Consider the following 5,914-nt stretch of genomic DNA (forward strand, 5'->3'; position numbering starts at 1 on the left):
CTCGGGCGGAATAGACCCGTGGTTGGCTGGCATGACGACCCTTCCAGATGGCACTTGCCCAGTAGCGCCCGCCAAGGATGTTGGCCGTTGCGTCCGACCGCGAGGCAGATTTCTCGCCTGGTTGGCGCCGGCGGCCGATGTCGTGTCGTTGGCAGCTGAAAGGGGATGTGTTCCAAGATCGACGTAGCTGTACCCGACGAGTGGCGCCCTGTCGACTTCGCCAGCGCAACAACTCCGCGCAGGGTTTCGCGCGAAAGCGCAAGAATATGTGCGAGGATGGCGCAAGGCTATGGTTGAACGCGCGGCGATTCTGTTCGAGGAAACAGCGAGGGGGCGCGCAGCATTTCGTGAAAACCTACAGCGGCGGCGGCTCCAGCCTTCTTCGTCGACAGCGTGAAGGTCGAGCCATGCTTTTCTGCCGGCTGCAGCGCGCGAGGCGCTGTTGCTAACGGTAACGTACTTCGCAGGTTCGTGAGCGTCGCGCAGCCTCGGTTCCGTCGTCTGATCGGGGTAGCGCCATGGCGAAGGCTGACGTCGCTGAAGCAGGGCTCGCGCAGGCGGTGGAACGCTTTCCGGAGGCGGCGGCAACACTGCACAGGCTGGCACGGTCCGATGCCGATTTCCGCGAGATCTGCGAGGAGTACGCGCTGGCGCAGGAGAGCCTCGCCCGGTTCGAGGCGCGCCCGGATGCCGCGGAGCGTCCGGAGGTCGACGACTACCGCACGGTGATCGCCGAGCTCGAAGGCGAAATCGACCGCATCCTGAAGGAGGCTGAACCGGACGGCTGACGCATCGCGCCGGGGGGCGCAACGAACGACAACCGGCGCGCCTGGCGGCCTGGGAGGGACGTCGGTGCGAGGCGCGCCAGCCGAAACAGGGCAACCCCATGAAGAAGTTTCCGACTGCGTTCACGATTCTCTTCGCGCTCATCATCGTCGTCGCGGCGCTGACCTGGATCATCCCCGCCGGCCAGTACGAGCGGGCGATGAACGAGACCCTCGGCCGCGAGGCGCCGGTGCCCGGCACCTACGCTCAGGTTGAGCCGAACCCGCAGGGGCTCGTCGCGGTGCTGATGGCGCCGATCGCCGGGCTCTACGACCCGGCGACGGGGATGGCGAACGCCATCGACGTGGCGGTCTTCGTGCTGATCATCGGCGGGTTCCTCGCCGTCGTCACCAAGACCGGGGCGATCGACGCCGGCATCGGCTGGCTGCTGACGGCGCTGAAGGGCCGCGAGATCTGGATGATCCCGATCCTGATGGCGGCCTTCGCTGCCGGCGGCACCAGCTACGGCATGGCGGAGGAGAGCCTCGCCTTCTATGCGATCGTACTGCCGGTGTTCATCCGGGCGGGCTACGACGCGCTGACCGGGGTCGCCGTCATCCTGCTCGGTTGCGGCATCGGGACGCTCGGCTCGACCTTCAACGCCTTCGCGACGGTGATCGCCTCGAACGCGGCCGGCGTGCCCTTCACCGATGGCCTGATGCTGCGCGTTTTCATCCTCTTCGCCTGCCTCGCGGCCGGCATCGTCTACGTCATGCGCTATGCGCGCCATGTGAAGGCCGATCCGGCGCGCTCGGTCGTCGCGGCGCAGCGCGAGGACAATATCCAGCATTTCCTGAAGGGCTCGGAGGTCGGGGCGCCGCTGCCGGAGTTCAACCGCACGCGCGAGATCATCCTCGCGCTCTTCGGGCTGACCTTCGTGCTGATGCTCTATGGCGTCATCGCCCGCGGCTGGTGGATGGGGCAGATGTCGGCGCTGTTCCTCGGGATGGCGATCATCACCTTCTTCGTCGCCAAGTTCCATCCCGAGACGAAGATGGACGAGGCGACCTTCGTCGACACCTTCGTCAACGGCGCCCGCGACCTGCTCGGGGTGGCGCTGATCATCGGCGTCGCCCGCGGCATCGTGGTGATCATGGATGCCGGGAAGATCACCGACACGATCCTGAACGCGCTGGCGCACGCGCTGGCGGGCTTCGGCAACGTGCTCTTCATCAACGTGATGCTGGCGTTCCAGACGATCCTGTCGTTCCTCGTGCCCTCGTCGTCGGGGCTCGCCGTGCTGACGATGCCGATCCTCGCGCCGCTCTCGGACTTCGCCGGGGTGCAGCGCGACCTGACCGTCACCGCCTACCAGTCGGCGAACGGCTGGGTGAACCTCTTCAACCCGACCTTCGCGGTGGTGATGGGCGGGCTCGCGATCGGCCGCGTCGCCTACGACCGGTGGCTGAGGTTCGTCTGGCCGCTGCTCGTGATCCTGGCCGTCATCATCTCGGCCTCGCTGTCCCTGAGCGCTATGGTGTCGGACGTGCCCGCGCCCGCGGCCGAGGCGCCGGCTGGCTGATGCAAATCGCGGCTGGCGAACGGCCGCTTCGGGAGGAGACCTGACCCATGCAACTCGGCGTCCATTCGGAGATCGGCAAGCTCCGCAAGGTGATGGTGTCGCGGCCGTCGCTCGCGCACCAGCGGCTGACGCCCGGCAACTGCCACGACCTCTTGTTCGATGACGTGATCTGGGTGCAGAAGGCGCGATCGGACCACGCGGACTTCGTGTTGAAGATGAAGGACCGCGGCATCGAGGTCTTCGACATCCAGGACCTGCTGACCGACATCTTCCGCGACAATCCGGAGGGGCGGGCCTTCGTCCTCGACCGGCGGATCACCGACAACCAGGTCGGGCCGGCGCTCGCCCGCATCCTGCGGCCGTGGCTCGACGAGCTCGACCCGCACCTGCTCGCCCGGCATCTGCTCGGCGGCGTCGTCTACGAGGACCTGCCCCCCGACCTGATCACGCCCCTGATGCGCGAGGCGCTGTCGGCGACCGAGTTCATCGTGCGACCGGTGCCGAACGCGCTCTTCCAGCGCGACCCCTCCTGCTGGATCTACGGCGGCGTCACCTGCAACCCGATGTACTGGCCGGCGCGCAAGCCCGAGTCGCTGTTCCAGCGCGCGGTCTACAAGTTCCATCCCGAGTTCACCGCGAACGAGTTCGAGATCTGGTGGGGCGACAGCGACGAGGACTGGGGCAACACCTCGATGGAGGGCGGCGACGTCATGCCGATCGGCCGAGGGGTCGTGCTGATCGGCATGGGCGAGCGCACGACGCGGCAGGCGGTGAACCAGGTCGCCGACGTCTTGTTCGAAAAGGGCGGGGCCGAGCGGGTGATCGCCTGCGCGATGCCGAAGTCGCGGGCGGCGATGCATCTCGACACGGTCTTCACCTGCCTCGACCACGACAAGGTGACCGCCTTCCGCGAGGTGGTCGACGAGATCACCTGCTTCTCGCTCCGCCCCGACGGCAAGGGGGACACCGAGATCACCAAGGAGAAAGGCCACCTCTTCGACGTCTACAAGGAGGCGCTGGGGCTCAAGGATCTGCTCGTCGTCGGCACCGGTGGCAACGCCTTCGACGCCGAGCGCGAGCAATGGGACGACGGCAACAACGTCGTCGCCCTCGAGCCCGGCGTGATCGTCGGCTACGACCGCAACACCCACACCAACACGCTGCTCCGGAAAGCCGGGATCGAGGTCATCACCATCGGCAGCCAGGAGCTCGGCCGCGGCCGCGGCGGCGGGCACTGCATGACCTGCCCGATCCTGCGCGATCCGGCCTACTAAGGGAGGTATCCATGTCGTTCAATCTCAAGGGCCGCAGCTACCTGAAGCTCGACGACTTCAGCCAGCGCGAGATGCTCTACCTGCTCGACCTCTCCCGCGACCTGAAGCGGGCAAAATATTCCGGCACCGAGCGCGAGCTGCTCCGCGGCAAGGAGATCTGCCTGATCTTCGAGAAGACCTCGACCCGCACCCGCTGCGCCTTCGAGGTCGCCGCCCACGACCAGGGCGCGCACGTCACCTACCTCGACCCCTCGGGCAGCCAGATCGGCCACAAGGAGTCGATGAAGGACACCGCCCGCGTCCTCGGCCGGATGTTCGACGCCATCGAGTTCCGCGGCTCCTCGCAGCACGCCGTCGACGACCTGGCGAAATACGCCGGCGTGCCGGTCTACAACGGCCTGACCGACGACTGGCACCCGACGCAGATGCTCGCCGACATGCTGACCATGGTGGAGCATTCCGACAAGCCGCGCACCCAGATCGCCTACGCCTTCCTCGGCGACGCGCGCAACAACATGGGGAACTCGCTCCTGGTGCTCGGCGCGATGATGGGCTGCGACGTGCGCATGGTGGCGCCGAAGGCGAACCAGCCGCACGACGACGTGCAGGAGATCGCGAAGAAGTGGGCCGAGCAGACCGGCGCACGGCTGATGGTGACCGACGACCTCGACGAGGGCGTGAAGGGCGTCGACTTCGTCCACACCGACGTCTGGGTGTCCATGGGCGAGCCGAAGGAGGTCTGGGCGGAGCGGATCAAGCTCCTCTCACCCTACCAGGTCAACATGGCGCTGATGAAGAAGACCGGCAACCCGACGGTCAAGTTCATGCACTGCCTGCCCGCCTTCCACAACACCGAGACCAAGGTCGGCCAGGACATCTTCGAAAAGTTCGGGATCAAGGAGATGGAGGTGACCGAGGAGGTCTTCGAGAGCCCGATGAACGTCGCCTTCGAGCAGGCGGAGAACCGCCTCCACACCATCAAGGCGATCCTCGTCGCGACGCTGGCGGGCTGACGCCATGGCCCGCATCGTCGTCGCCCTCGGCGGCAACGCCCTTCTGAAGCGCGGCGAGGCGCTGACCGCCTCGAACCAGCGCAAGAACGCCCGCATCGCGGCGGAGGCGCTGGCGCCGCTCTGCGAGGGCAACGCAGTCGTCATCACCCACGGCAACGGCCCGCAGGTCGGCCTCCTCGCGCTGCAGGAGCTCGCCTATCCGGGCGAGGACTCGCCGCTCGACGTGCTCGGGGCGGAGACCGAGGGGATGATCGGCTACATGATCGAGCAGGAGCTCGGCAACCTGCTGCCGTTCGAGCAGCCGCTCGCGACGCTCCTCACCATGGTCGAGGTCGACCCTGACGACCCCGCCTTCGCCGACCCGACCAAGTTCGTCGGCCAGGTCTACGACGAGGCCGAGGCGAAGGCGGAGGCCGCCGCCAAGGGCTGGACCGTGAAGCCCGACGGCGACAAGTGGCGCCGCGTCGTCCCCTCGCCGCTGCCGAAGCGCATCTTCCAGATCCGGCCCGTGCAGTGGCTGCTCGAGAAGGGAACGGTGGTGATCGCGGCCGGGGGCGGCGGCATCCCGACCATGTACGAGAAGGGCACGCGGCGGCTGGTCGGGGTCGAGTGCGTCATCGACAAGGACCGCGCCACGGCGCTCCTCGCCCGCGAGATCGGCGCATCGGTCTTCGTCTGCGCCACCGACGCCGACGCGGTCTACCTCGACTGGGGCAAGCCCGGCCAGCGCGCGATCCGCTGGGCGACGCCGGACGCGATGGACGCCTACAGCTTCCCGGCCGGCTCGATGGGGCCGAAGGTCGAGGCGGCGCAGGAGTTCGCCCGCGCGACCGGCGGCCGGTCGGTGATCTGCGCCCTCGCCGATGTGCCTGCGGCGGTGCGCGGCGAGAAGGGCACCACGATCGGCGACAACCCCGGCGACGACGAACCGGAGGACGGAATAGCCTTCCACTGAGGTCACGGTCCATGCCCGTCCGGCGATCCGCCGCGCCCGAGCCACTCGGCCTCGCCGCCGCCCTTGTTCCGGTGGTGGCGCTCGTCGGGCTGCTCGGCCTCTCGTTCTACCTGTTCGGCGACGCCGCGGCGGGCGGCCCGAACCAGATCGCGCTGGTCTTCTGCTCGATCCTCGCCACCCTCGTCGCCTGGCGGCACGGGCATTCGGTCGAGGCGCTGCGCGACGCCGCCGTCGCCAGCGTGACGACCGGGCTGTCGGCGATCTTCATCCTGCTCGCGGTCGGCGCGCTGATCGGCACCTGGGCGCTCAGTGGCACGCTGATGGC

General features: G+C 67.9%; 6 protein-coding genes. All 6 read left to right on the forward strand.

Going from position 1 to position 5,914, the window contains the following annotated elements:
* Positions 1–518 precede the first annotated feature (518 nt).
* A complete protein-coding gene (locus tag Q0112_RS08810) occupies positions 519–788 on the forward strand; it encodes a hypothetical protein (RefSeq protein WP_297974080.1) in 270 nt (89 codons plus the stop codon).
* Positions 789–886: 98 nt separating this feature from the next.
* Positions 887–2,347 (forward strand): YfcC family protein, encoded by a 1,461-nt coding sequence (locus Q0112_RS08815; RefSeq protein WP_297974083.1) that lies wholly within the window; start codon positions 887–889, stop codon positions 2,345–2,347.
* Between the two features lie 47 nt (positions 2,348–2,394).
* Positions 2,395–3,621, forward strand: a complete 1,227-nt coding sequence (locus Q0112_RS08820; RefSeq protein ID WP_297974086.1) for an arginine deiminase — start codon at positions 2,395–2,397, stop codon at positions 3,619–3,621.
* An 11-nt stretch (positions 3,622–3,632) separates the two neighbouring features.
* A complete protein-coding gene (locus Q0112_RS08825; RefSeq protein ID WP_297974089.1) occupies positions 3,633–4,634 on the forward strand; it encodes an ornithine carbamoyltransferase in 1,002 nt (333 codons plus the stop codon).
* A 4-nt stretch (positions 4,635–4,638) separates the two neighbouring features.
* The gene (arcC, locus tag Q0112_RS08830) at positions 4,639–5,589 is read left to right on the forward strand and encodes a carbamate kinase (protein ID WP_297974091.1); all 951 of its coding nucleotides are present in this window, start codon (positions 4,639–4,641) and stop codon (positions 5,587–5,589) included.
* Positions 5,590–5,600: 11 nt separating this feature from the next.
* Positions 5,601–5,914 (forward strand): hypothetical protein (locus Q0112_RS08835; protein WP_349770566.1); only part of this gene is annotated, 314 nt, incomplete at its 3' end.

Origin of the sequence: uncultured Amaricoccus sp., from assembly GCF_937858865.1 — a bacterium.
Taxonomy (GTDB): domain Bacteria; phylum Pseudomonadota; class Alphaproteobacteria; order Rhodobacterales; family Rhodobacteraceae; genus Amaricoccus.